The 25,739-nt window shown below is 58.5% G+C and carries 20 protein-coding genes; 13 read left to right on the top strand and 7 right to left on the bottom strand.

All coding sequences use genetic code 11. From position 1 onward, the window contains the following. Positions 1-28: 28 nt before the first annotated feature. Genes nagB through nagC form a run of 3 tightly spaced genes read left to right on the top strand, consistent with a single transcriptional unit; the run spans position 29 to position 3,203 of the window. Complete coding sequence (gene nagB, locus G5154_RS14455) at positions 29-829, top strand: glucosamine-6-phosphate deaminase (RefSeq protein WP_041208406.1); 801 nt, start codon at positions 29-31, stop codon at positions 827-829. Between the two features lie 9 nt (positions 830-838). Next, complete coding sequence (gene nagA, locus G5154_RS14450) at positions 839-1,984, top strand: N-acetylglucosamine-6-phosphate deacetylase (RefSeq protein WP_216979107.1); 1,146 nt, start codon at positions 839-841, stop codon at positions 1,982-1,984. A gap of 4 nt (positions 1,985-1,988) precedes the next feature. Beyond that, positions 1,989-3,203, top strand: coding sequence for a DNA-binding transcriptional regulator NagC (gene nagC / locus G5154_RS14445; RefSeq protein WP_005334312.1), 1,215 nt, complete (start codon positions 1,989-1,991; stop codon positions 3,201-3,203). Between the two features lie 71 nt (positions 3,204-3,274). On the opposite strand, the gene G5154_RS14440 is transcribed toward nagC, so the two are convergent. Continuing rightward, positions 3,275-4,891, bottom strand: coding sequence for a phosphoethanolamine transferase (locus G5154_RS14440; RefSeq protein ID WP_421251102.1), 1,617 nt, complete (start codon positions 4,889-4,891; stop codon positions 3,275-3,277). A 220-nt stretch (positions 4,892-5,111) separates the two neighbouring features. Between G5154_RS14440 and G5154_RS14435 the strand changes: the two genes are divergently transcribed. The 9 genes from G5154_RS14435 to G5154_RS14395 all read left to right on the top strand — a co-directional run bounded on the left by G5154_RS14435 (position 5,112) and on the right by G5154_RS14395 (position 16,051). Further along, positions 5,112-6,347 carry an HD-GYP domain-containing protein gene (locus G5154_RS14435; protein ID WP_421251103.1) on the top strand — a complete coding sequence of 412 codons (1,236 nt, stop codon included), beginning with the start codon at positions 5,112-5,114 and terminating at the stop codon, positions 6,345-6,347. Between the two features lie 353 nt (positions 6,348-6,700). Continuing rightward, positions 6,701-8,371 (top strand): LytS/YhcK type 5TM receptor domain-containing protein, encoded by a 1,671-nt coding sequence (locus tag G5154_RS14430; protein ID WP_421251104.1) that lies wholly within the window; start codon positions 6,701-6,703, stop codon positions 8,369-8,371. After that, positions 8,368-9,072, top strand: a complete 705-nt coding sequence (gene btsR / locus G5154_RS14425) for a two-component system response regulator BtsR (protein ID WP_005344408.1) — start codon at positions 8,368-8,370, stop codon at positions 9,070-9,072. The genes G5154_RS14430 and btsR overlap by 4 nt, the downstream gene beginning before the upstream one ends. 140 nt (positions 9,073-9,212) lie before the next feature. Continuing rightward, positions 9,213-10,634: a carbon starvation protein A gene (locus tag G5154_RS14420; protein ID WP_019445441.1), complete on the top strand. Its 1,422-nt coding sequence runs from the start codon at positions 9,213-9,215 to the stop codon at positions 10,632-10,634. Positions 10,635-10,846: 212 nt separating this feature from the next. Then, on the top strand, positions 10,847-11,185 hold the full coding sequence (locus tag G5154_RS14415) for a DUF3302 domain-containing protein (protein WP_042032410.1): 339 nt from the start codon (positions 10,847-10,849) through the stop codon (positions 11,183-11,185). Positions 11,186-11,188: 3 nt separating this feature from the next. Beyond that, positions 11,189-12,226, top strand: a complete 1,038-nt coding sequence (locus G5154_RS14410; protein ID WP_005344402.1) for an HlyD family secretion protein — start codon at positions 11,189-11,191, stop codon at positions 12,224-12,226. Between the two features lie 103 nt (positions 12,227-12,329). Further along, positions 12,330-14,090 carry a DEAD/DEAH box helicase gene (locus G5154_RS14405; RefSeq protein ID WP_421251105.1) on the top strand — a complete coding sequence of 587 codons (1,761 nt, stop codon included), beginning with the start codon at positions 12,330-12,332 and terminating at the stop codon, positions 14,088-14,090. Between the two features lie 133 nt (positions 14,091-14,223). After that, positions 14,224-15,660 (top strand): D-alanyl-D-alanine carboxypeptidase/D-alanyl-D-alanine endopeptidase, encoded by a 1,437-nt coding sequence (dacB, locus tag G5154_RS14400; RefSeq protein WP_216979114.1) that lies wholly within the window; start codon positions 14,224-14,226, stop codon positions 15,658-15,660. A 94-nt stretch (positions 15,661-15,754) separates the two neighbouring features. Beyond that, positions 15,755-16,051 carry a GrxA family glutaredoxin gene (locus G5154_RS14395; protein WP_224970215.1) on the top strand — a complete coding sequence of 99 codons (297 nt, stop codon included), beginning with the start codon at positions 15,755-15,757 and terminating at the stop codon, positions 16,049-16,051. A gap of 123 nt (positions 16,052-16,174) precedes the next feature. Here G5154_RS14395 and G5154_RS14390 read toward each other — a convergent pair whose 3' ends face one another. Beyond that, complete coding sequence (locus G5154_RS14390) at positions 16,175-17,020, bottom strand: endonuclease/exonuclease/phosphatase family protein (RefSeq protein ID WP_005337873.1); 846 nt, start codon at positions 17,018-17,020, stop codon at positions 16,175-16,177. Positions 17,021-17,127: 107 nt separating this feature from the next. On the opposite strand from G5154_RS14390, the gene G5154_RS14385 reads away from it, so the two are divergent. Then, entirely contained in the window at positions 17,128-17,352 is a 225-nt protein-coding gene (locus G5154_RS14385; protein WP_005344394.1) for a hypothetical protein, read from the top strand. Here G5154_RS14385 and yciA read toward each other — a convergent pair whose 3' ends face one another. The 5 genes from yciA to G5154_RS14360 all read right to left on the bottom strand — a co-directional run bounded on the left by yciA (position 17,353) and on the right by G5154_RS14360 (position 25,621). Then, the gene (gene yciA, locus G5154_RS14380; protein WP_005337875.1) at positions 17,353-17,757 is read right to left on the bottom strand and encodes an acyl-CoA thioester hydrolase YciA; all 405 of its coding nucleotides are present in this window, start codon (positions 17,755-17,757) and stop codon (positions 17,353-17,355) included. Between the two features lie 59 nt (positions 17,758-17,816). Then, entirely contained in the window at positions 17,817-18,668 is an 852-nt protein-coding gene (locus G5154_RS14375) for an NAD-dependent epimerase/dehydratase family protein (RefSeq protein ID WP_421251106.1), read from the bottom strand. Positions 18,669-18,829: 161 nt separating this feature from the next. Next, complete coding sequence (locus tag G5154_RS14370) at positions 18,830-20,152, bottom strand: hypothetical protein (RefSeq protein WP_421251107.1); 1,323 nt, start codon at positions 20,150-20,152, stop codon at positions 18,830-18,832. A 250-nt stretch (positions 20,153-20,402) separates the two neighbouring features. Next, positions 20,403-23,978, bottom strand: a complete 3,576-nt coding sequence (nifJ, locus tag G5154_RS14365; protein ID WP_421251108.1) for a pyruvate:ferredoxin (flavodoxin) oxidoreductase — start codon at positions 23,976-23,978, stop codon at positions 20,403-20,405. Beyond that, entirely contained in the window at positions 23,975-25,621 is a 1,647-nt protein-coding gene (locus G5154_RS14360) for an NAD(P)-binding protein (RefSeq protein WP_421251109.1), read from the bottom strand. The genes nifJ and G5154_RS14360 overlap by 4 nt, the downstream gene beginning before the upstream one ends. Positions 25,622-25,739: the final 118 nt, after the last annotated feature.

Below are 25,739 nucleotides of genomic sequence, written 5' to 3'. Positions count from 1 at the left end.
GTCGCAACCCGAAACAGAGGTATCCATCATGCGCCTGATCCCGTTGAAATCTGCCAGCCAAGTAGGCCTCTGGTCTGCCCGTTACATCGTTGACCGTATCAATGCGTTCAAACCGACTGCAGATCGTCCCTTCGTACTGGGCCTGCCCACCGGTGGCACGCCGCTCAATACCTACAAGCGCCTGATCGAGTTGCACAAAGCCGGTGAAGTGAGCTTCCAGAACGTGGTCACCTTCAACATGGACGAGTACGTCGGCCTGCCGGAAGATCACCCGGAGAGCTACCACAGCTTCATGCACAACAACTTCTTCAGTCACATCGACATTCGTCCCGAAAACATCAACATCCTCAACGGCAATGCCGAGGATCTGGTGGCCGAGTGCAAGCGCTACGAAGAGAAGATCAAGTCCTACGGCAAGATCCACCTGTTCATGGGTGGCGTGGGTAACGATGGTCACATCGCGTTCAACGAGCCGGCCTCTTCCCTCTCTTCCCGCACCCGGGTCAAGACCCTGACCGAAGACACCCGCATCGCCAACTCCCGCTTCTTCGGTGGCGACATGGAGCAGGTGCCCAAGCTGGCCCTGACCGTGGGTGTCGGCACCCTGATGGATGCGGAAGAGATCATGATCTTGGTCACCGGTCACGGCAAGGCACTGGCCCTGCAGGCCGCAGTGGAAGGCAGCGTCAACCACATGTGGACCATCTCTACCCTGCAACTGCATCCGAAGGGAATGATGGTGTGCGACGAGCCCTCCACCATGGAGCTCAAGGTCAAGACCGTTCGCTACTTCCAGCAGCTGGAAGCCGCCAACATCGGCCGTCTGTAAGGAGTTGCCATGTACGCATTGACCAACTGCACCCTCTACACCGGCAGCTGCGTGCTGACCGGCTACGGGGTGCTTGTCGAAGGCGACAAGATTGTCGCCATCTCTCACCTGGCCGAACTGCCTGCGGGCATTGAGCTGATTGACCTCAAGGGCGCCAACCTGACCGCCGGTTTCATCGATGTGCAGCTCAACGGCTGTGGCGGGGTGATGTTCAACACCGAGATCACGGCCGAAACTCTGGCGACCATGCAGGCGGCCAACCTCAAGTCCGGTACCACCAGCTTCCTGCCGACCCTGATCACCAGCCCGGATGCGGACATGAAGCAGGCAGTTGCGGTCACCCGCGACTACATGGCGGCACACCCCAACGAGGTGCTGGGCGTTCATCTGGAAGGGCCTTACACCAACCTCAAGCGCAAGGGGATCCACCCTGCCGCGCAAATTCGCCAGCCAGCGGATGAGATGATCGACTTCTTCTGCGCCAACGCGGATGCCATCACCAAGATCACCCTGGCACCGGAGCGCAACGAGCCGGCCCATATCCGCCGTCTGGTGGAAGCGGGCATTCTGGTCTCTGCCGGTCACACGGCAGCCAGTTACGATCAGGCCATGGCCGGGTTTGATAACGGTATTCGCTTTGCCACCCACCTCTACAACGCCATGACCCCGACCCTCAACGGTCGCGAGCCGGGCGTCGTGGGCGCCATCTACGATCGCAAGGATGTCTATGCGGGCATCATCGTCGATGGTCACCACGTTCACTGGGCCAACGTGCGTCTGGCTCACAAGGCGCTGGGGGAGCGACTGGTGCTGGTCACCGATGCCACCGCAGCAGCGGGTGCACCGGAAGGCTTTGAGAAATTTGATTTTTGTGGCACCACCGTCTTTTTACGCGATGGTCAGTGTGTCGACGAGAATGGTACACTCGGCGGTTCCTCCCTCACCATGATTGAGGGGGTGGAAAATCTGGTCAAGCAGGTCGGATTACCGCTCGATGAAGCACTGAGAATGGCCAGCCTCTACCCCGCTCGCGCCATTGGATGGGACTCACGTCTCGGTAGTATCCAGGTCGGTAAAGTAGCCAACCTCACTGTCTTCGATCAGGACTTCACGGTCCGTGGGACCGTGGTTAACGGACACTACACACAACAGTGACATCATGACTGGCGGACAAATAGCAAACGTAGATCTTATCAAGCAGGTCAACAGTGCAGCCGTGTATCGGCTCATCGACCTGCAAGGCCCCATCTCCCGGGTCAAGATTGCCGAGTTGAGTCAGCTGGCCCCGGCCAGCGTGACCAAAATAACCCGGCAACTGATCGAGCATGGCCTGATCAAGGAGACCTCTCCGCAAGCCTCAACCGGCGGGCGGCGTGCCATCTCCCTGACCACCATCAAACATCGCTTTCAGTTTGTCTCTGCCAAGCTGGGCCGCGGCTACCTGCAACTGAGTCTCTATGACCTCGATGGCAAGGAGCTCGACCAGCACGTCATTCAGGTGACCGAGATCGACCAGCAACCCGTGGTCGACATGCTGCTGCGAGAGATTGGCGCCTTTATCGATGCCAACCGCGAACGTTGTCGCAACCTCATCAGCATCGCGCTGACCATGCCGGGTCTGGTCAACCCGGAATCCGGTATGGTCATCTACACCCCCAAGTACCAGATCCGCAATCTGGGACTGGCGAAGCTGCTTGAGAACCACTTCAACCTCCCCTGCTACGTGGGCAACGACACCCGCTCGCTGGCGCTGGCCGAACACTTCTTCGGCGAGTCCCGCGACTGCATGGACTCCATTCTGGTGAGCGTCCACCAGGGGACTGGCTCCGGGATCATCACCAAGGGTCAGGTGTTCCTCGGTCAGAACCGCAACGTCGGCGAGATCGGCCATATTCAGGTCGAGCCACTCGGCAAACGCTGCCACTGCGGCAACTTCGGCTGCCTCGAGACCATCGCCTCCAACGAAGCGATCATTGACAAGGTGAAGGAGCTTATCAGCCGCGGTCACCAGAGCGCGCTGCAGGAGAAGCACATCACCATTCAGGAGGTATGCAAGGCGGCGCTGGCGGGCGATGAACTGGCCCGCAGCGTGATCGAGAACGTGGGTGAGCATCTGGGACGGGCGGTGGCTATTACGGTCAACCTGTTCAACCCGCAGAAAGTACTGATCGCCGGTGAAATCACCGCCGCCGAAGAGATCCTCTTCCCGGCCATCCGTCGCTGCGTCGAGCATCAATCCCTGCCTAGCTTCCACCGTGGCCTGCCCATCGTGAAAGCCCGCTTCCAGAACCAGCCGACCTATGGCGGCTTTGCACTGGTCAAGCGCGCCCTGCTGGAGGGAGATCTGCTGCAGATCATCATGGAGCAGAAGTAAGGCACTGATCTTGCGAGATAACAAAACGGCAGCCAGTGGCTGCCGTTTTCTATTGTGTGCCTGCTGGCGGTTTAGCCCGCCCGACATGGCTTGAACAGATCCAGCTTGTTGTTGTAAACACGGGTCTGCACATCCATGATCCCCAGCATGGAGTGAAAGAGGTTGTCATGGGAGAAGCGCTGGCTGCTCGCCTCCGCCGCCAGGCAACCCATATCCAGCTGGCGATCGGCCTGTAACTGGGGCGAGAACCAGGTCAGCAGCGGCACCCGGGTCTGATCATCCGGCGCAAACTTGTAGGGCGTGCCATGCAGATAGAGCCCCATAGCCCCAAGGGATTCACCGTGATCGGATAGATAGACCAGTCCCACATTGTACTGGCTCTCCAGCGACTTGAGCTTATCTATCAGCAGTCCCACCACCTTGTCGGTGTAGCGGATGGTGTTGTCATAGGTGTTGACCAGCTCTTCGTTGCTGCAGTTTTCAATGTCGCTACGCGGGCAGTCCGGCATAAAGACGCGCTCGCTGGCAGGGTAACGACGAAAATAGGTCGGGCCATGGCTGCCCATCAGGTGAAAAGCCACCAGCTTGTTGCCCTTCATCTCGGCAATCTGCTGATCCAGCCCCTCCAGCAGCACCTCGTCATAGCAAGACTCCCCCTGGCAGAGCGCAGGATAGGATTTGGGAAGGATCTCGATGGTCGGCACATTACGGCACACCCCTTTGCAACCGCCATCGTTCTCTTTCCACAGCACAGATACACCGGCATGTTGCAGCACATCGAGCAGGCCATCACGGGAGTTGGCAAGCTGTTCATCGTAACCACGCCGCGTGAGGTTGGAGAACATGCAAGGTACCGAGACCGCGGTCGCCGTGCCACAGGAACGCACATCCTTAAAAGACACCACCCCCTGCTCTTTGGCCGTGAAGCTGTTGGTCGCCTTGCCATAACCGTTAAGGGAGTAGTTCTGGCTGCGCGCCGTCTCCCCGACCACCAGGAACATCAGGGTCGGCTTGCTTCCCCGTGCTACCACCCTGGCATCGGTCCCTAGGTGCTGGTAAGGGATAGGCGTGGCAAACAGCACATCCCGTCCATATTTGTAGAGGCCGTGCACATAGTTGGCGGGCACAATCTCTTTGGCCAGCGACTTGTTGTTGCGACCGACCGAGGCGTAATCCTGATAGTAAAGAGCCGCGATCCCCCCGATAAAAAGCAGAGAGAGGACCAGGGCGCCGGTGCGCAACGCCAACCCATGATACCAGCGAGCCGGATAGCGGATCCGCAGTGACCAGAGCATCAGAGTGGGCAGTAGCCCGGTCAGCAAGAACCAGAGCGCAACCGAGCCATTCAAATAGGCACCCGCCTCACCACTGTTAGTCTCTACTATGTTTTGCATCATACCGGCGTCAAAGATGATGCCATATTTGAGCATGGCGTAACTGACGATGGAGCCACTCAGGATCAATACGGTAAAAAAGGGTTTGAGCACAAACCGGAACGTGAAGGGAATAAACACGGCATTGAGTGCCGCAATCAGCACCAGCGGGATCGAGATGGCGAATCCGGCTTTGACGTGATTCAGCTCACTGAGCACCGAATAGAAGTGCAAAAGGATAGGCCAGTTAAGAACCAGCGCGAAAAAGAGCACAAGCAGCAGATTGGTCTGCAGCACACCGAGCGTTACACGCATACATCACTCCTAAATACCGGCCTGCAGAGCCGGTCAAGCAAACGAAAACAACGGAGCCAGCGTAGGAAGTAAAACTTAAGAGCGAATTAAGAGAGTTCTGATGCTCGTGCGCTTTATCACAGCGCGGATGGTTCCCGGTCTCCTTCATGGATTTTTAGTTGTCTATCCATCGGATTTTGCTAGCTTGTTGAGTAGGCATTCCAGAAATGCAGGTTAACCGATGGCACTGATCCAAGCCTCAATCGAACAGTTGCGGGTAGGCCACTATATCCATCTCCCCACCGGATGGACCAATCACCCGTTCATGTTCAATGCCTTCAAAATCAAAGATCAGCAGCAGCTGGACATCATCCGCCACCTAGATCTGAACCTGATGATGGTGGATCCGGACAAGAGCGATCTGCCTATCGAGCCGCTACTGCGTGGCGATATTCCTGATGCCGGACCCGATCTCGATGAGCTGGAATCCCTGATTGATGCAGGTCCACCCCCTTTTGACGAAAAAGCCTTTCGTCGCTCCATGCGCGCCGCCGACAAAGCCTTTGGCCAGTCCATGAGTGAGCTGCGCGATGCACTCGGGGCGCTCAACCTCAAACCGGACGAGGGGTTAGCCAACACCGCCCAGATCGTCCGCAACGCCGCCTTCACCCTCAGTCAGCACGAAGGTCCGCTCGGTCTCCACCTTATTCGTAGCCCCCACACCGATGTTCTGCTACAGCACAGCCTCAACGTAGCTTTCATTGCCATGCTGATGGCGCGCGAACTGGGGATGAACCCCATCGAATTGGAGGAGACCGGACTTGCAGGACTTATCCACGACATCGGCGAGCTGAAAATTCCGAGCCAGATCACCCAAAAGCGCGGGGAACTCAACAAGGCCGAGCAGAACTTTCTCAAGATGCATCCCCAGTACGGGCTGGAAATGCTGACCCAGCTCAACGCCTTTGAACCGAAAATCCGTCAGGTCGCCCATCTGCACCACGAGCGACTCGATGGCAGCGGTTATCCACTCGGGATCAAGGGGGGAGAGATCCCGCCATTAGCCCGGCTGATCGGACTGGTCGACTTCTACGATGAGCTGCTTCATCCGCGCAACAGCGGCACGCCGGCAGCGCCGAGTCAGGCCATCAGCCAGCTCTACAAGTTATCCCAGAAGAAGTTCGACCAGAATCTGGTCAAGTTACTGGTGAAGGTGCTGGGAGTATACCCGCCTGGCTCCCTGGTGAAACTCTCAGACGAGAGTATTGCGCTGGTGCTCTCTACCGAGCCCACCATGCCTCTCAAGCCGAAGATCCTGCCCTTTATCAAAGCCCAGCGCCCGGAAGCCGTCGCCATGATCGATCTGCGGGAAGATGAACGCACCATCACTGCTTTTATCAAACAGGAAGAGCTGGATGAGGGACAACGGCAGTTCTTTAACCTGACCCGCCGCTTCTGCTACTACTTTGCATTCTGAGTTATCCCCAGAAGCTGGGGATAACTCATTGGACAAACCGGAATAATTGCTCAAACCCCCATCAGAAGGTTGCCAACTGACCATGTATAAAAAACGCCCAGCCAAGGGGCCGGGCGGAGCATGCCACCTCCGTGTGGCGTATCCAGTGGATACATTCATGCTCCATCCATCAATATCAACCCGCTGCCGCTTACACAAATATCAATTTAACATGCTGATTTGATATGGTTTTATCCACTTGTTCTGGCAAACTGGCGGCCCGTTGCGCCCAGTTGGGCCAACAGAACAAGATCCTGATCACACTTATTCACGGGCTGACTATTTTTTCAGCTGGCTTATGAGGAGCGTTTTTTATGCAGTTGGTCCTCTCCTTGCTGCAACAGATGAGCGTCAGCCTGGTGATCGCCTATCTCTTCTCGAAAAGCCCACTGCTGCGTCCGCTTGCCAACTATTCGGTGAGGCTTCCTCACAAGATACTGATATACATCATTTTTTCCAGCTTTTGTATCCTCGGCACCTATGTGGGCCTCGATATCGACGATGCCATCGCCAACACCCGGGCGGTCGGCGCCGTCTTGGGGGGATTATTGGGGGGACCACTGGTGGGCTTTCTGGTAGGGCTGACCGGCGGCCTGCACCGCTATACCCTGGGCGGCTTCACCGATCTCGCCTGCGCCATCTCTACCACCTGCGAGGGGTTGCTCGGGGGTATTGTTCACTGGCGGCTGATGCGCGCGGGGCGAACAGATGCCCTGTTTCAGCCCCGCATCGCCTTCTTTACCACCCTCTACGCCGAAATCATGCAGATGGTGATCATCCTGCTGGTAGCCACCCCGTTCGACAAATCTCTGCTGCTGGTACGGACCATCGCCACCCCGATGATTCTGGCCAACTCCTGCGGTGCGGCGCTCTTTATCAGCATGATCCGTGACCAGCAGCGAATGTATGAGAAGTTTTCCCGGGTCTTCTCCGCCAAGGCACTCAACATCGCCAACCGCACAGTGGGGATCATGAGTCAGGGCTTTACCCCGGAAGCGAGCAACAAAATAGCCCGCATCATTCAGGAGGAGACCGGCGTGGGGGCAGTCGCCATTACGGACACCGAGCAGATCCTCGCCTTTATCGGCACCGGCGAAGATCACCATCTGCCGGGTACCCCCATTGCGTCAGCCATCACCATGCAGGCCATCGCCCAGAACCAGGTGTTGTTTGCCGATGGCAACAGTCAGCCCTATCGCTGCAGCCTCTCCCCTGCATGCCAGCTTGGCTCGGTGCTGGTGATCCCGCTGCAGGGGGACAAGGGGGTGATTGGCACCATCAAGCTCTACGAGCCGAAGAAGCGGCTGTTTCTCAAGATCAACCACACCTTGGGTGAAGGGATTGCCAACCTGCTGTCACAGCAGTTGTTGGCCGGTCGGCTGGAGCAGCATCAGCGGCTGCTGGTGCAGTCCGAACTCAAGCTGATCCAGGCCCAGATCAACCCCCACTTTCTGTTCAACACCCTCAACACCATCAGTGCCATCACCCGGCGTGATCCGGACAAGGCGCGAGACCTTCTGCTGCATCTTTCGCTGTTCTTTCGCAAGAACCTCAAGCGCCAGAGCGGCCTTGCGACCCTGCAGGAAGAACAGGAGCACTGCCAATCCTATCTGGAGATCGAGCTTGCCCGCTTTGGCGATCGGCTGACGGTGATAAACGAGATCCCGCCCCATCTGGCCACACTGCGACTACCCAGCTTCACCCTGCAACCGTTGATCGAGAATGCCATCAAGCACGGCATCTCGACCCTACTGGAACAGGGGCGCATTCGCCTCTGGACCGATGAGCATCCCACCAGCGTCACCATCCACGTGGAAGATAATGCAGGCACCTGGCAAGCGCACCCCGCTGGCGACGGTCTGGGCATGACCATTGTCGATCGGCGACTGAAAAGCGCCTTTGGCGAGCGCTATGGCGTGACTATTGCCTGCGAGCCTGAGCAGTGGACCCGGGTGTCGTTCACCATCCCCAAGGAGCAACCATGATCCGCACCCTGATTGTCGATGACGAACACTACGCCCGCGAAGAGCTGAGGCAGCAGCTGGCTTGCGATCCTGCCATCGAGATCGTGGGGGAAGCGGCCAACGCCATCGAGGCGCTGCCGCTTATTCAGCGCCTCAAACCCGACGTGGTATTCCTCGATATCCAGATGCCCAAGCTGAGCGGTATGGAGCTGGTGGCCATGCTCGATCCCCTGCCCCGCATCGTCTTTGTCACCGCCTTTGACGAATATGCCATTCAGGCCTTTGAGGAGAACGCCTTCGACTACCTGCTAAAGCCGGTGGAACCCGCACGCCTCGCCAAAACGCTGGCACGCCTCAAGCAGGATATCTCCCCGCAGCCCATCGAGCGGCTGGCCCCCACCATCGCACATATTCCGGGCTATCTGCACAACCGGGTCAGACTGCTGCCCATCGCGCAGGTGGAGTATGCCTTCTCCGATCTGGGCGGGGTCCATGTGGCCTGTCAGGGCGAGCTGTTCCACACCCAGCTCACCCTCAAATCACTGGAGGAAAAGAGCCCGCTGCTGCGCTGCCACCGCCAATATCTGGTCTCTCCCAACGCCATCTTCGAGATCCGGTTGCTGGATAACCAGTTGGCAGAGATTGTCACCCCGAGCGGCGCACGGGTGCCGGTCAGTCGTCGCTATCTCAAGGAGCTGAAAGATCAGCTGGGGCTGGACTGAGCCGCGGAGTGTGCGCCTGATCACAGCCGCCGACCGCTCGGCGCGCCAAAGCGCCGCTCGGGGAGTTTCACCTGCCAGTCAGGCGCAACCGTTTTAGACTCGCTCTGCACACTAAAAAATAACAATGCAGGAGCGTAGCAATGATCTGGTTCTTCCTCTGTGTCGGCTTACTTGTGGCCGGCTACTTCATATACGGCAAATTCATCGAACGGATATTCAGCCCGAAACCCGAGCTGAAAACCCCCGCCATCACCATGGCTGACGGGGTGGACTATGTCCCCATGTCGGACAAGAAAGTCTATCTGGTTCAACTGCTCAACATCGCAGGCGTCGGCCCCATCTTCGGCCCCATCCTGGGTGCCCTCTACGGCCCGGTCGCCATGCTGTGGATCGTCTTTGGCTGCATCTTCGCCGGTGCGGTACATGACTACTTCTCTGGCATGCTGTCGGTGCGCGCCAAGGGGGCCTCGGTGCCAACCGTGGTCGGTGAGCATCTGGGCACCGCCGCCAAGCACTTCATGAACCTGTTTGCCGTGGTGCTGCTGATGCTGGTGGGCGTGGTATTCGTGCTGAGCCCGGCAGGGCTGCTCGCCAACCTCACCTCCACCGATCTGGTCTACTGGATTGTGGCAATCTTTGCCTACTACATCCTCGCGACCATAGTCCCCATCGACAAGATCATCGGCCGCTTCTACCCCATCTTCGGCGCCCTGCTGGTCTTCATGTCGGTCGGCCTCATCGTTGGCCTGATCGCCTCCGGCAAAGGCTTCTACAACACCGGGATGGACTTCTCCAACCTGCACCCGACCGAACTGCCGCTCTGGCCGCTGCTCTTCATCACCATCGCCTGTGGCGCGGTATCAGGCTTCCACGCCACCCAGTCACCGCTGATGGCGCGCTGCATGCAGAACGAAAAATCCGGCCGCTTCATCTTCTACGGCGCAATGATCGGTGAAGGGATCATCGCCCTTATCTGGTGCACCCTGGGTCTCTCCTTCTACGACAGCACCGAAGCGCTCAACGCTACCATGGCCAACGGCGGCCCGGCGGCCGTGGTACACGAAGTCTCCACCAGCCTGCTCGGCACAGTCGGCGGTATTCTGGCCATCCTCGGCGTGGTGATCCTGCCCATCACCTCCGGTGACACCGCGTTTCGCAGTGCTCGCCTGATCGTGGCGGACTTCCTGAAGATGACCCAGAAACCGCTGGCCAAGCGTCTGCTGATCGCCATCCCCATGTTTATCCTTGGCTTCATCATCTCCAAGGCTGAATTCGGGGTGATCTGGCGCTACTTCGGCTGGGCCAACCAGACCACCGCCGTCATCATGTTGTGGGCTGCGGCTGCCTACCTCATCAAAGAGGGCAAGCTGCACTGGATATGCACCATTCCCGCCATGTTCATGACCGCTGTGGTGATCACCTATCTGGCCAACGCCCCCATCGGGTTCGGGCTGGAGATGGGGACCTCCACCATCATCGGCCTGACTGCCACAGCGGCCATTACCGTGGCCTTCCTGATGAAGTTCCGCCAACCACTGGTTAGCAATCCCAGTGAAGGGTGATGTCTGACTTGAGGTGGTAAAAAAGGGGGCCAAAAGGCCCCTTTTTAATTGACAAAAGAACCAATAAAACAACTCGTTATTCCCTTAAGCTCCTATACAGCACAAGCCCTTAAGATTCCGTGCGACCTGACGATAAATATGTGATTTTAAATTGCTTTCCCGAATATATGAATCAATGATAAAGCTGTGCTTAAAGCCAGTGGAGGTTATACATGTTCCTTGACTACTTTGCCCTTGGCCTGCTCGTCTTTGTCGCGCTGGTCATCTTCTACGGAATCATCGTGATCCACGATATTCCTTACGAAATCGCCAAACATCGCAATCATCCCCATCAGGATGCCATCCATGTTGCCGGCTGGGTCAGCCTGTTTACGCTGCACGTGTTGTGGCCTTTCCTCTGGATCTGGGCCACCCTCTACCGCCCGGATCGGGGCTGGGGCTTTAACCAACGCCTGCAAAAAGATGAAGATGATATCGCGGCCCTCAGAGAAGAGCTGGCTGAACTGAAGGGCCGTCTCAACCATATCGAACAGCAAGAGCAACAGGGATAAATCATGGACCTGCTACTGATCCTGACCTATACGGCACTCTGTGTAGCCATTTTCAAAATCTTCCGCATCCCGCTCAACAAGTGGACTGTTCCGACTGCCGCGCTGGGTGGTGTGGTGCTCATCGGCACCCTCATCATGCTGATGAACTACAACCACCCCTACTCCGAGATGGCGCGCAACTACTACCTCTCTACCCCTATCGTACCGCTGGTCAAGGGCCGGGTGGTCGAGGTGCCGGTGCAAGCCAACCAGCCGGTGAAGAAGGGCGATGTGCTGTTTCGCCTCGATGACGAGCCTTTCAGACTGAAAGTGGAGAGCCTGAGCGCTCGCCTCGATGCCAACAAGGATCAACTCAAGTCCATTGACGCCAGACTACGCTCAGCCAAACTGGACAGAGATCGCGCCAGTGACCTGATGCGCCGCGGCGTCGGCAAGCAGCGTGACCTCGACGTGACCCAGGCGAGCGTAGACGAGATCGCCGCCCAGATGGATCAGCAACGCGCCACGCTGGAAGATTTGCAGGCCCAGCTCGATGAAGCCAAATACCAGCTGGCCCAGACCGTGGTCTATGCCCCGAGCGATGGCCATGTGGTGCAGCTTGCCCTGCGTCCAGGCATGATCGCCACCCCGTTTATGTACCGTCCGGTGATGACCTTCATCCACAAAGATGAGACTGCCTATGTTGGCTGGTTCTGGCAGAACAGCATGCAGCGTCTGGCGGTGGGTGATGAGGCCGAAGTGGTGATCGACGGTATTCCCGGCAAGATCTTCAAGGGCAAGGTGACCGCCGTGATCCCGGCCATTGCCGCCGGTAACGTGCAGGCCAACGCTATGCTGCTTGACCAGAATAGCGCCATTCGTCCAGGTCGTATGCCGGTACTGATCTCCATTACCGACCCCGAATGGGCAAAGTATCAGGTAATCGCGGGTGCCAGCGGACAAGCCGCTGTCTATACCGAGTATTTCCACCATGTTTCTGTAATGCGCAAAGTGCTGCTGCGCATGGCAAGCTGGATGAATTACCTCTTCCCCTTCCACTAAGCACGCAATGTATTCAACGGGCCGGCATCATGTCGGCCCGCTGTTTTTTGGCGGCAAGATCCCTATAATGGCGCCATCCTGCCAAGCCCCGCGCCAAACCTGCATGTTCGTTCTAAGACCCTATCAGACCGACGCCGTCAACGCCGTCATCAGCCACTTTCGCAAACACCCGGATCCCGCCGTGGTGGTGCTGCCCACCGGGGCCGGCAAGAGTCTGGTGATCGCCGAACTGGCCCGCAAGGCGCGCGGACGGGTGCTGGTACTGGCCCACGTCAAGGAGCTGGTGGAGCAGAACCACGCCAAGTACGAGGCGTGGGGGCTCAAGGCCGACATTTTTGCCGCCGGTCTCGCCCGCAAGGAGGCAAGCGCCCAGGTGGTGTTCGGCTCGGTGCAATCGGTCGCCCGCAATCTGGCGGCCTTCGACAGCGCCTTCTCTCTGCTCATCATCGACGAGTGCCACCGGGTCTCGCTCGATGACGACAGCCAGTACCATCAGGTGATCGACCACCTCAAGGCCGCCAATCCGGCCCTCAAGATCCTCGGCCTCACCGCTACCCCCTATCGGCTGGGGCTGGGCTGGATCTACCGGCGCCACTATCACGGCATGGTCAAGAGCCACGGCGAACGGCTGTTTGGCGACTGCGTGTTCGAGCTGCCGCTGCGCTTCATGGTGAAAAACGGTTACCTGACGCCGCCACGCATGGTGGATGCCCCCATCGTCCACTACGACTTCAGCAAGCTGGTGGCGCGGGAGAATGGCCTCTTCAGCGAGGCGGATCTCAACGGCGAGCTCAAGCGTCAGGAGCGGGTTACCCCCCATATCCTGAGCCAGGTGCTGGAGTATGCCTCCGACCGGCAGGGGGTGATGATCTTCGCCGCCACCGTCGAACACGCCCGGGAAATTCACGGCCTGCTTGGCGCCAGAGGCCAGCAGGCGGCCCTTATCACCGGTGAGACGCCGGGGCCGGAGCGCGATGCCCTCATCAACGCCTTCAAGGCACGCGAGCTCAAGTTTCTGGTCAACGTGGCGGTGCTCACCACAGGCTTCGATGCCCCTCATGTCGATCTTATCGTGATGCTCAGGCCCACCGAGTCGGTCTCCCTCTACCAGCAGATCGTCGGGCGGGGCCTGCGTCTCTCGCCGGGCAAGAGCGATTGTCTGGTGCTCGACTATGCGGGCAACAACTTCAACCTGTTCGCCCCCGAAGTGGGGGAGCCTCGCCCCCACGCCGGTACCGAACCGGTACAGGTGCCCTGCCCCGCCTGCGGCTTTGCCAACACCTTCTGGGGCAAGACCGACGAGGATGGCAAGGTGATCGAGCACTACGGCCGCCGCTGTCAGGGGCTGTTTGAAGATGACGAGGGCAACCGCGAAGAGTGTGACTACCGCTTTCGCGCCAAGATCTGCCCCGGCTGTGGCGCGGAGAACGACATCGCCGCCCGCCGCTGCCAGAGCTGCAATCAGCTGCTGGTTGACCCTGACGACAAGCTTAAAGAAGCGCTCAATCTCAAGGATTGCATGGTGATCCGCTGTGCAGGGCTGACCCTCACCGCAGGGCGCGGCAAACAGGGGGAGCGGCTGGAGGTGACCTACCACGATGAGGATGGATTGACCCTCAGCGAATACTTCGGATTTCACTCCCCGGGCGCACGGCGCTTGTTTCAACAGCACTTTGTGCGTCATCATTGGCCCGCCCCGGGTCTGGAACCCGAATTTGCCACCCTGGCGAGCGTGCTGGCGGCACAAAGCCAGTTCCGTCATCCCGATTTCGTCATCGCCCGCAAATCGGGGCGCTTCTGGCAGATAAAAGAGAAGATTTTTGATTATGAGGGTCGCTATCGCACCGCCAACTCGCTGGCGTGATGGCCAGTGGCGACCGGCATAAATCGTATGAATGGCTTTGCCACGGTCGATCCCGCATCGGCGGGTGGAACCAGGTTGAATTGTCAGGGCCGGCGCCACTGCCGAGCCCCCTTCGTCACGTTTAGAGGATGTTATGCAGCGGCTGTTGATTGGTTTTTGTGCTCTCTTTTCCCTGGCGGCCCAGGCCGCCCCGCTCACCCCGCCCCAGGGGGGCCAGTACGCCATCATAGTGCAGGGCAACAACGGCGTTGAATTTGCCCGTCATGCGGATCAGATGATCGCCCCCGCTTCCACCATGAAGGTGCTCACCGCGCTGGCGGCCCGCCTCGAGCTGGGTGCCGATTTCCGCTTCGCTACCGACATTCAGGCCCAGCCCGGCGCCAAACAGGGCGACACCATCAACGGTGATATCTGGATCAACTTCGTCGGCGACCCCACCCTCTCCCGCATGGATCTGCTCGCCCTGTTCAAACAACTCGGCGTCACCAGCATCAAGGGCAATGTCTACGTCAACACCGGCGCCTACAACGGCTACGAGCGCGGCAACGGCTGGTCGTGGGGGGATCAGACCCTCTGCTTCGCCGCGCCCGTCTCCTCGGTCATCATCGACAAGAACTGCGCCTACGGCACCATCACTGCCACCCAGATTGGCAAACCGGCGGTCGGCAATGTGGCCACCGGCGTCCCCATCGGCATCGGTGCCGACAACGTGGAAGTGATGAGCTATGGCGACATGGCGCGCCAGTTCTGCGCACTGGAAGTGGATATGGCCAAGGGCAACTTCTACGAACTCAAAGGCTGCATCACCCCGAATAAAGAGCCGCAGGGTCTGCGTTTCGCTATTCACGACGTGGAAGCCTGGGGCTGGGACAACATCCGCTGGGCGATGAACCGGGCCGGTATCAAGCATGACGGCCTGCTGCGGGTCACCCACAAGGCCCCGGAAGGGGCAGAGACCCTCGGCACCCACTACTCGGTCTCCCTGCCGGTGATGCTGGCCAAGATGCTGAAGAAATCGGACAACCTCTACGCCGACACCTTCCTCAAAACCGTGGGCCGTCACTACTACAACAAGCCGGGCAGCTATCGCAGCGGCACCATGGCGGTGCGCGCTATCCTGACCAAACATGGTATCGATCTGGGTAATGCGACCCTGGCCGACGGCTCCGGCCTCTCCGCTCACAATCTCATCAGTGCCCGCCAGATGCTGTCAGTGCTGGACTACATCCAGAAAAACGATGCCGAGCTTGGCCTGATCAAGCTGCTGCCAAGCTCTCAGGTGGATGGCACCCTGGCGTGGCGTCGCAGTGTCACCGCCCCCATGATGAAGAACAAGGTCCACGCCAAGACAGGTACCATCACCGGCACCTCCAATCTGGTGGGCTTTATCGATACGGCGGGCGGCCAGCGCAAGGCGTTCGTGATGTTCCAGCGCGGCCTGTCCCAAGATCCGGCCACCCATGAGCGCTACCGTGCCAGCAAGGCGCCGTGGCCCTGGACTGTGTTCGAGAAGGGGGTGCTGGAGAGCATCTATCAGCAGCAGCCGATCCAGATCGCCGATGAGAGCTGATCCAATAGGCCCACTCGAATCACGGTATCGATAATTTCGGCTTCAAGTCGCCACGAGGCAGGGCTATGCTGTTGCCTGCCTCATATCAACGGCCATACAAAAACGGCTTAAAAAACGGAGAGAAAATATGTTTGCAGTGATTTTTGGTCGCCCAGGTTGCCCCTACTGTGTCCGTGCCGTACAGATCGCCGAGCAGCTGACCGAACAGCGCGATGACTTCAAATTCCGCTACGTGGATATCCATGCCGAAGGCATCACCAAAGAAGATCTGGCCAAGAGCGCCGGCAAGCCGGTCAATACCGTGCCGCAGATCTTCCTGGATGAGCAGCACATCGGTGGCTGCACCGATTTCGAAGCCTACGCCAAAGCGAATCTGGGTCTCTACCAGTAATGCCTGCGGGTCATCCCGAGCGGGTTGACCGCCAGAACGTATAAAAAATCCGGCGCCATCAGGCGCCGGATCTTTTATTAGCGGAACTCGCACCATCCCTTGTCAGGAAGTCACAGACTGGGGTCAGGGAGTCACAGACTGGGCGGCAAAGCGCGCAATGATGGGGTTGTGATCCGAACTGTCGGTCGCCGGTGAACTCACCTCGACCAAATCCAGATTGCGGTAGTAGAGATGATCCAGTGGGCGACCGAAGGCGGTACGGCGCAGGTCAGGCACCGGCACGGCCTCTTGCAGACCCAGCTCGTCCACCAATTTATTCAGCCAGAACTGGCGCTTGTCGCTCCAGGTATTGAAATCACCGGCCAGGATCACCGGCCCCTGATGGCGGCGCACCAAGGCAGTCAAATCGTTGAGCTGCTCGCGGAAGGTAGCCATCCCCAGCTCGAAATTGACCGCATGGATATTGATGACCATAACGCCGTCAGGATCGCCCTGCAGCGGATAGAGGCTCACCAGCCCGGATTTGGGGATGCGCAGCAAAGGCTCGGGGGAGCGCACGCCACAGACGAACGCCTGCGGGGTCTTGGCCACCGTCATTACCCCGAACGACACGCCGCCCTGGGTGAAGGCTTGCAGCTGTTGCCACTGGAAATCACCGGCGCGCAGCCAGTCGAGCATATCGGGACGGGTGGCCGACTCTTGCAGCAGCACCAGATCCTGCCCCTTGGCATAACTGTCCATCCCTTCGCGCCAGTTTTTGCGCTGGCCCTTGTAGAGATTCCACACCGTCACCCCGAATTCACGAGGCAGCGCCGTGGTCGCCAACGCTACCAGCGGCGGACGCTGGCAGTCGAGTCCCGGCACAATCCCTTGAGCAGTGACCAGATGGTTCTGATCCGGCACCTCAAAACAACCTACCAACCCCAGGGTCAGCAGGGAGGTGCCAAGAATGCGATAACTATTTTTCATTGGCTAACAACCGCCCGCCTTTGCTTTTTGTTGCGACCATCACAAACGTCATCCACGCCGACTAAGCTGATAGTCCCTGTTCCACCCAACCAGAAGGACCTTGTCTCATGGCGAAAGAACTTCGGTACAACGTGACGTTTTATGATCAACAAGGAAATTGTCATCAAGTGGAGCTGTCCACCGTCTATCAGATAAGACGGGACCCTCAATGCGATCTCTGCCTGTTCGACACCCTGCAATATGTGGGCTCGGAAGAGATGCTGGAACGCATGATACGGCAAAAAACCGGGCTTGAGCAGGAAATATCCATCATCAATGCCCGGCTGATTTAATCAGGCACTCACCGGAACCGGGCGGGATTTGCCCTGTTCGTCGATGGCGACATAGGTGAAGATCCCCTCGGTCACACAGTAACGCTGGGCATCGTTTTCCCGCAGTACCGGCTTGACCCACACCTCCAGCTTGAGCTTCATGGAGCTGCGGCCAATCTTCATGCAGCGGCCGTAGCAGCAGACCACATCGCCCACCTTGACCGGACTGTGGAAGGTCATGCCTTCGACGGATACGGTACAAATACGTCCTTTTGCCAGCTCCTTGGCCATAATGCCCCCACCTATATCCATCTGGGACATGATCCAGCCACCAAAGATGTCGCCATTGGGGTTGGTATCGGCTGGCATTGCCAGGGTTCTCAGCAACAACTCCCCATCGGGGTGACGTTTTGTATCTACCATCATTACCGCCTCTCTCTCATGGATGGCGGCATGATAGGGGGCGATCACCCCCTTGGCAAACCTCAATTGCCCGAGGCGGCGAGCTCGGCAAACCAGTGGGCCGGATCGGGCCAGCGATAGTTGAATCCCATCTGCTGGCAAATCAGCTGACCGTCGATGGGCAGAAATTCACCGGCAGGCTCGATAAAGACCGGCACGGGCAGCCCCTGCTGGCGCGCCGCAAAGGGGTAGAACTGCTCGCGACGCGGATGCACCGGTGCGCTCAGGTTGAAAACATCCCCGTCCTTGCCTCGCTCCAGCAGCAGCATGCAAGCCGCCACTACATCGTCCAGATGGACCAGATTGACCGACTGGGCGCCACCATCCAGGGTCTTGCCCGCAAGGAAACGGCCGGGATGGCGATCCGGGCCATAAAGGCCGGAGGGGCGCACTATCATCACCGTCTCGAAACCGGCCGCCAGCACCGCCTGCTCCGCCGCCAGCATCCGCTCACCACGGGCATGGCGGGGTTGGGGTTCTTCCCCCTCCTGCTGCCCTGCGCCCCATACCGAGGTGGCGCTGACAAACAGCACCCGCCGGGTGCCATTCGCGTTGGCCAACGTGCAGGCCTTTGCCACCGCCTGCGGATAGTCATCGGTCTTGCTGGGCGGTACGCAGATAACCAACGATTCGCAGGGGATGGGCCACAGCGCTTTTTGATCAGCGATGGACATCTCGGCAGAGCCCATGTTGGCAGAGATGGTCAGCGGATAGGCGTTGATCCCCTCCCCCTGCAAACGGGCCGCCTTCTCGGCGCTGCTGACCGTCACCGCCACCTGCTTGCCAGCCGCCAGCAGGGCCCGCGCCAGCGGCAGCCCCAGCCAACCCGCACCCAGAATGCCGATCGTCCCGGCGAAATGTTGTTCTGTCATCATCCCTTCTCCTGCTTGACGCTATTTGCCCCGCAGCTTACCTGCCGTGACACAAAAAGAAAGCTTTGGCCTGTAGATAGATAACGGCAGCATTTCATTTTCCAAGCAGCCGATTCAAACCATTGCTAAAGCAACATGGTGATATATCAGATGACTCAGTCCGTTTACATACTTGATATTATAAATTTGACTTCATATCCATGAAACTTATGGTCTGGCCATTTTTCCACAAGCAGTGACACTGTTTTATCTTGATATTTTTCAGTGTATGACTCGCACTGTAAAATTGCATTTTTCATTCGAATTGATAGCGGTTCATTTAAGCTAAAAAAACTTAAACGCTCCGCGAAAGCATCTAATTTATCAAGAGCTTGACGTGTTCTTTTTGCATCGTTCACATTAAGCTTTATTTTAAGTACCTTGACCACATCCTTAGTACCTTCAATATAGTAAGCAATATTATCAGGAGGAAAACCCTCACCAATATCATTCATTTGAGATGCAGCAAACCATTCATTTTCAAACAATTCATTGTAGAATCCTGTTTCAACCCCCTCATCCATTAAAAACTCTTTGGCTCTATAAGGATTCCAGCCTAACTCTTTAGGTATATCCTTTTGGGATTTTTCAGCAGACATGACTGTAAATATATATTTAAATGTACCCCATAAGTCAGCATATGAATCAACTTTAACCATCCTGACTCGATGCCTCCATCGCTTCAGTAACTGAAGCTGAACATTAAAAAATAAAATGGCATAAATTTTGGCCAACCATAGATGCCACTTATTACTTATGGACTTTTCAAGATTAAGAAATTCTTGTTCATATGTTGAATAGATAAGCATGGAATATATAAATGGCAAGTAGCAAAGGGTTAGTAATGGTGGAACAAAGAAGTCATACACTGTATTTATTTTTCCAAACCCAGCAAAGTCTGTTGTCAAATTGTAAATGGTATAAACAATCAACAAAAAACCAAACAATGAGAATATATGTTCTAGCAGAACTCTAACTTGATGGTATTTTTTATCTGACTCAGCAATTGAGAACATAGCTCCGGCCATTGCTAAAATTGGAACTAGCAGTATTTCAATCCAAAGAGGAAACGTATATACACCGACAACAAATTGGAATACTGCTAATAATTTCAAGTTATCTGTAACTGAGTGTTTGAAAAAGTGTTTATCCTTTTTAATACTTTCAAGCTTAAATAATGACATGAATCCCACAGAAGCACACCAGAAAATCGTATTTTTAAGCTGTTCAGAATTCCATAGGCCTAACTCAGAAAGCCAATAAACAACTACCCCCACATAGCAGAGCATATAAAAAAGCACGACAATTACTTTCTTTACAAATAATGTGGAGCACAAGTTTATAAAAGCGCTCCTAAAGCCATCTTCTTTTGATGATGTAAAAATATAAAGTGATAACACAGCCAGCCAAAATAAAACTGCACACTCTCGATTATTCAGTATCTCCATGAAACTCCCTTTTACATTGAAAATAATGCAATTCTATAACGATACTACAATAAGTTTCAATGCTAACCGCAGTCATCACCTGATTTCGAAGTGAATTAATAAATTATGTATGTTGCGTTAATACAAAAAATGAAGGTAGAAGAACTTCACTCCAGTTATACATTTATGAAACACGTATTAGCTCACTTGCATATCCCTGTAAAAAGCGGGCCAGTGGCCCGCTTCGTTTTATGCAGAGTTAACCCAATCCTCACACCGGCGGATGGAAATGGCTGGCCTCGCGGGTAGCCATCTCCTCGTAGGTGGCCCACTTCTGCCAAGCCACTTTTTGCGCCACCTGCATCAGCCGCTCTGCCTCCTCCGGATGGCTCTGGGCCAGCACCCGATAACGGGTCTCCTCCTGCCGATATTCAGCAAGGGGGATGGAGGGGCGCAGGCTGTCGAGACTGAAGGGGTTCTGCCCCGATCTGCGCAGTACCGGGTTGTAGCGCATCAGCGGCCAGTGACCGGAGGCCACAGCGCGTTTTTGCTGGGTCAGGCCAAACTCCATATCGATGCCATGAGCGATACAGTGGCTGTAGGCGATGATCAGCGACGGGCCCGGATAGGCCTCCGCCTCACGCAAGGCCTGCAGCGCCTGCTGCGGATTGGCACCAAAGGCGATGCGGGCAACATAGACGTTGCCGTAGGAGATGGCCTGCAACGCCACATCCTTCTTGGCCAGCGTCTTGCCTCCCGCCGCGAACTTGGCGACGGCGCCGAGCGGGGTCGATTTCGACATCTGGCCGCCAGTGTTGGAGTAGACCTCGGTATCCATCACCAGCACGTTCACATCGCGCCCGGAGGCGAGCACATGGTCTAGCCCCGCTGAGCCGATGTCATAGGCCCAGCCATCGCCGCCAATAATCCAGACCGAGCGGCGCACCAGCTGGTCGATCAAGGAGAGCAGCTCGCGGGCCTTGCCGGATTTCACCTCCTCCAGCCGCTCCCGCACTTGCGCCACCCGGGTACGCTGGGCACGGATCTCCGACTCCAGCCGTTGCGGGGCGCTAATCAGGGTATCGACCAGCTCTGCGCCCAGCTCTCCCTTCATCGCTTCAAGGGCCGCCACCGCCTGACCGTGATGCTGATCGGCGGTGAGACGAAAACCAAAGCCAAACTCGGCGTTGTCCTCGAACAGGGAGTTGGACCAGGCGGGCCCCTTCCCTTCCGCGTTCTTGGCCCACGGGGTAGTCGGCAGGTTGCCGCCGTAGATGGAGGAGCAACCGGTGGCGTTGGCTACCAGCATGCGATCACCAAACAGCTGGGTCAGCAGCTTGAGATAGGGGGTCTCGCCACAACCAGCGCAGGCGCCGGAGAACTCGAACAGGGGTTCGAGGAACTGAGCACCGCGCACGGTGGAGAAGTCCACCCGCTCTCGAGCAGGCCACGGCAGGCTCTCGAACCAGCGCAGCGCCTGTTTCTGGCCAGCCAGATGGGGCGCCTTGTCCATCATGGTGATGGCCCGCTCGCCCTCGTGTTCCTCATCTGCCCCGACCCGCACCGGACAGGCCTGCACGCACTGACCGCAGCCGGTGCAATCCTCCGGATAGAGTTGCAAGGTGTAGCGGCTGTCGGGGAAGCCCTTGGCGGTGACGGGCACCGACTGCGCTGCCTCGGGGGCGGTCGCCAGCCAGTCCTGATGGTAGAACTTGGCCCGCAGCGCCGCGTGGGGGCAGACAAAGACGCAGTTGCCGCACTGGATGCAGATATCGGAGTGCCAGATCGGGATCTCGCGGGCGATATCCCGCTTCTCGAAGCGGCTGGTGGCGGTGGGGTAAGTGCCATCCACCGGCAGCATGGAGACAGGGATCAGGTCACCGCGCCCAGCCAGCATCTCGCCGGTGACCCGCTGGACAAACTCGCTGCCCCCCGGTGCCAGTGGCAGCGGATAGTCGCTGATCTGCTCGTCACCGGCCGGGATCGCCACCTTGCTCAAGTGAGCCAGGGTGTCATCCACCGCGGCGAAGTTGCGCGCCACCACCTCGGGCCCCTTGCGGGCATAACTCTTCTCGATGCTCTCCTTGATCAGCGCAATGGCCTCATCCCGCGGCAAGATACCAGCCAGCGCGAAGAAGCAGGTCTGCATAATGGTGTTGATGCGATTGCCCATGCCGTTTTGCTCGGCCACCCGATCCCCATCGATGCAGTAGAGTTGGATATTGAGGGCGCGAATACGGGCCCGCAGCCGCTCGGGCAACTCGGCCCAGACTCGGTCAGGCTCATAGGGGGCATTGAGCAGCAGAGTCGCCCCTTCGGCGGCGTGCTCCAGCAGATCGACCGATTCGACAAAGCCCCACTGGTGGCAGCCGATAAAGCTCGCCTGCTCGATAAGCCAGGGGGCGTCGATGGGCTCGGGGCCAAAGCGCAGGTGGGAGACGGTGCGCGAGCCCGACTTCTTGGAGTCGTAGACGAAGTAGCCTTGGGCGTGGAAGCCCTCCAGCTCGCCGATGATCTTGATGCTGTTCTTGTTGGCGCCCACCGTGCCATCGGCACCAAGACCAAAGAAGAGCGCCCGTACCCGACTGGCGGGCTCCAGATCGCCGATGGGGTGCCAGGCCAGACTGAGGCCCGACACATCGTCCACTATCCCTACGGTAAAGCGCGGACGCGGCGCATCAGAGGCGAGTTCCTCGAACACCGCCGCGCACATGGCGGGGGTGAACTCCTTTGAGGAGAGGCCGTAGCGACCGCCACTGAGCCAGGGTAGCCGCTTGATAAGGCCGCGCTGCAAGCCGTCGATCAGCGCGCTCTGCACATCCAGCAGCAGCGGCTCGCCGCCCGCCCCCGGCTCCTTGGTGCGATCCAGCACCGCCATGCGCCGCACGCTCTGCGGTAGCGCATCGAGCAGCGCCTGTACCGGGAAGGGTCGATAGAGGCGCACAACCAAGACCCCGGTCTTGCGATCCTGCCGGTTGAGCCAATCCACGGTAGTGCGGGCGGTGGCCGTCCCCGAGCCCATCAGCACGATGACGTCGGTGGCATCGGGCGCACCGTGGTACTCCACCAACCGGTAGTGACGACCGGTCAGCTCGCCGAGGTTGTCCATGCACTGCTGCACCCGCGCTGGTACCGCCTCGTAGAAGGGGTTGACGCTCTCGCGGGACTGGAAATAGGTATCCGGATTCTGGGCGGTGCCACGCATCACCGGATGATCCGGGTTGAGGGCCCGCGCGCGGTGGGCGCGCACCCAGTCGTTGTCGATAAGGGCGCGAATCTCATCCCGATGCAGGGCGGTGATCTTGTTCACCTCGTGGGAGGTGCGAAAGCCGTCGAAGAAGTGGATAAAGGGCACCCGGCACTGCAGGGTGACGCTATGGGCAACCAAGGCCAGGTCCTGCGCCTCCTGCACCGAGCCGGAGGCAAGCATGGCAAAACCGGTGCTGCGCGCCGCCATCACATCCTGATGGTCGCCAAAAATCGACAGCCCCTGCGCCGCCAGCGAGCGGGCCGCCACATGGAACACCGCCGAGGTCAATTCACCGGCGATCTTGTACATGTTGGGCAGCATCAGCATCAGCCCCTGACTGGCGGTGAAGGTGGTGGCGAGCGCCCCCGCCTGCAGGGCACCGTGTACCGTACCGGCAGCCCCCCCCTCACTCTGCATCTCCACTACGGTGGGGATGTTGCCCCACAGGTTGGTCTGCCCCTCCGCCGCCCAGGCATCGGCCAGTTCGGCCATGGTCGAGCTCGGGGTGATGGGGTAGATGGCACACACTTCGCTCAGCTGGTACGCCACCCGGGCCGCGGCTTCGTTGCCGTCGACCATGATCAGTTCATGTTTCATTGGGACTCCTCCGGTTGGCGCAGCTCGATGGCGTGACAAGGGCATTGGTCATGGCAGGCACCGCAGCCGGTGCAGCGCTCGGCATCCACCTGATAACCTTTGCCCGGCCCCAGCTTGGCGATGGCCTGCTCGGGGCAGCTGCCATAGCAGCCGTCGCACTCGAAGCAGTTGCCGCAGGAGTAGCAGCGCGCCGCCTCGTAGCGGGCGGCCACCTCATCCAGCCCGCCGATGATCTCGCCAAAGTCATCTCGCGCCCACGCCGGTTTGACCGGCTGGCTGCTGGCCGGGGCGTGGGTCTGGAACCAGAGCTGCAACTGCTCCGGCCCCACCAGCGGGTAGGAGAGCGGCTTGTGGTAGTGGCGACCGCGCAGCCAGGCATCCATATGGCGCGCTGCCTTCTTGCCATGGCCGGTGGCGATGGTGACGGTGCGCTCGGAGGGCACCATGTCGCCGCCCGCAAACAGACCCGGCACATCCGTCATCAGGTTGCCTGCCACCTGAACTACCCCCTCCTTGTTGACCCGCACGCCAGGAATGCTCTCCAGCACCGAGAGATCGACCTCCTGACCGAGCGCCAGAATAAGGGAGTCCGCTTCAAGGGTTTCAAACTTGCCGGTGGGTACCGGTTTGCCCTCGGCATCCAGCGCCATCACCTCCACCTCGATATTGGTGTTGTCGAGCTGGCGGATGCTACGCAGCCAGTTGATCTTGATCCCCTCCTCCTCGGCCTCGTCGGCTTCAAAGGCGTGGGCAGGCATATGGTCCCGATCGCGGCGGTAGATGATCATCGCCTCTTCCACACCGAGGCGACGGGCGGTACGGGCCGCATCCATGGCGGTGTTGCCCCCCCCATAAATCGCTACCCGCCGTCCCAGTTTGGGTGGCGGCAAGCCCTGCTCTTCGGCCAGACTGGCCTGTTCGAGGAAACTCACCGCATCGAGGATCTTGCCCGCTTCCCGAGCCGGAATATCGACCCGCTTGGCCAGATGGGCGCCGATGGCCATAAAGACGGCATCAAAGCCCCCCTCATCGCGCTCGCGCAGCACATCCTCCACCTTGTGGTTGAGGGTCAGGGTCACCCCGGCCGCCACGATGCGGGCCACCTCCCGATCCAGCACGTCGCGAGGCAGACGGTAAGCGGGAATACCGAAGCGCAGCATGCCGCCGGCAAGCGGCCCCGCTTCGCGGATCTCCACCTGATGGCCGAGCCGGTTGAGGTGCCAGGCGCAGGAGAGGCCGGAGGGGCCGGCGCCGATCACCAGCACCTTCTTGCCGCTGGCAGGGGCAGGTGGCGCAGGCTGCCAACCCCGGGCCAGCGCCTCGTCGCCGAGGAAGCGCTCGATGGCATGGATAGAGACGGATTCATCCACCTGACCGCGGTTGCAGGCGCTCTCGCAGGGGTGATAGCAGACCCGGCCATGAATGGCGGGCAAAGGGTTCTCTTCGATCAGGGTCTGCCAGGCCGCCTCAAAACGACCGGCCTGCGCCAAAGAGAGCCAGACCTGGATATTTTCTCCGGCCGGGCAGGCGTGATTGCAGGGTGGCAGGGCCGGCCGCCAGACGGGTAGCCGGGTACGCACCGGGCCTGTTCCCGTTTTCAGGGAGAGATCCGGCAATGGGGTCATGTCCAGTTGTTTGCTCATACATTGCTTTCTTCTTTTTGTGTGACAGGCCCCACCCGATGGCGCTTGATACCGTGTAGCCGAAGCGGACGGTGGCCGGATGGGGAAGAAGCGAAAGCGTTAGAAACTGGGAACTGAG

Origin of the sequence: Aeromonas sp. 600527, from assembly GCF_049175415.1 — a bacterium.
Lineage (GTDB): Bacteria > Pseudomonadota > Gammaproteobacteria > Enterobacterales > Aeromonadaceae > Aeromonas > Aeromonas veronii_A.
The sequence above is the reverse complement of the archived record's forward strand: the minus strand, read 5'-3'. Positions and strand labels throughout refer to the sequence as shown.